We start from the raw sequence: 1,293 nt of genomic DNA on the forward strand, positions 1-1,293 counted from the left end.
TTAACAATTAATTAATAAAATTAGCAGTTAATTTCTTGCGATTACAAACTAAATCATCTATTCTTTTATTGAAAGCAAGCATTAACACCTTTCTGCATCCCTAAGGATACTTCACTATGTTTATCACCCAATCAACAACAAAAAACACCCACTTTAGTTCTCTACCAGATGACTTATTCGCAGCTATTGAAGATCTCAAGAAGGAGCTAAATGCAGTTATTTTAGTTCACTACTATCAAGAGCCTGATATTCAAGATATTGCTGACTATTTGGGTGATTCTTTAACCTTATCTCGCCAGGCTGCTACTACAGATGCTGATGTGATCGTCTTTGCTGGAGTTCATTTCATGGCAGAAACTGCCAAAATCCTTAACCCTAACAAGTTAGTATTATTACCTGATTTAGATGCGGGTTGCTCTATGGCTGATGGCTGTCCTCCCGAAGAATTTGCTGCTTTCAAAGCTGCCCATCCAGATCATTTAGTGGTGTGTTACGTTAATTGCTCTGCTGCGGTTAAAGCAATGAGCGATATTATTTGCACCAGCTCTAATGCGGTAGATATTGTGAATCAAATCCCAAAAGATCAGCCAATTATTTTCGCTCCTGATAAAAACCTTGGTCGCTATGTTAGCGAACAAACAGGAAGGGATTTAGTACTTTGGGATGGGAGTTGTATGATTCATGAAATTTTTTCGGAAAAGAAGATCGTACAACTCAAAATAGAACATCCTCAAGCAGAATTTATTGCTCATCCCGAATGTGAAGCTCCAGTGTTACGCCATGCGGATTACATTGGTTCAACGAAAGCTTTGTTTGAGTATAGCCAGGGAAGTGCTGCGGAACAATTTATCGTCGCCACTGAACCCGGTATTCTGTATCAAATGGAAAAGCATATGCCACACAAGCAGTTTATTGCTGCACCAGCGACGGGTAACTGTGCATGTAATGAATGCCCTCACATGCGGTTGAATACTTTGGAAAAGTTATATCTAGCAATGAAAAATCGGGCACCAGAAATTACCTTACCAGAAGACATTCGGATTGCTGCACTCAAGCCCATGCAACGCATGTTGGAGATGTCAGCGCAACTTTCCGTTACTAAATCTATGTTGTCCAGTGTCTAAATCGTGATTGACTGACGAAACTTCTAAAACCCTTGATTTTACTACGAAGCAAGATTTGTCAGTCAACAAATTATAAATCTTAGAGGATGTTTGAAAAAGTCTGTGAAGGATTGATTTTCAAACATTCTCCGATATAATTATGACACAAAGTATGACTAAAATTAGATAT

At 38.7% G+C, this 1,293-nt stretch carries 1 protein-coding gene; it reads left to right on the forward strand.

Going from position 1 to position 1,293, the window contains the following annotated elements; all coding sequences use genetic code 11:
- Window positions 1-116 precede the first annotated feature (116 nt).
- On the forward strand, window positions 117-1,124 hold the full coding sequence (gene nadA / locus F6K38_RS42260; protein WP_009148870.1) for a quinolinate synthase NadA: 1,008 nt from the start codon (window positions 117-119) through the stop codon (window positions 1,122-1,124).
- Window positions 1,125-1,293 lie beyond the last annotated feature (169 nt).

Source organism: Moorena sp. SIO3B2, assembly GCF_010692525.1.
Taxonomy (GTDB): Bacteria; Cyanobacteriota; Cyanobacteriia; order Cyanobacteriales; family Coleofasciculaceae; genus Moorena; species Moorena producens.

Bases quoted from the DNA above. Each gene is read 5' to 3' on its own strand.
- nadA (WP_009148870.1), top strand. From the start codon at position 117: ATGTTTATCACCCAATCAACAACAAAAAACACCCACTTTAGTTCTCTA.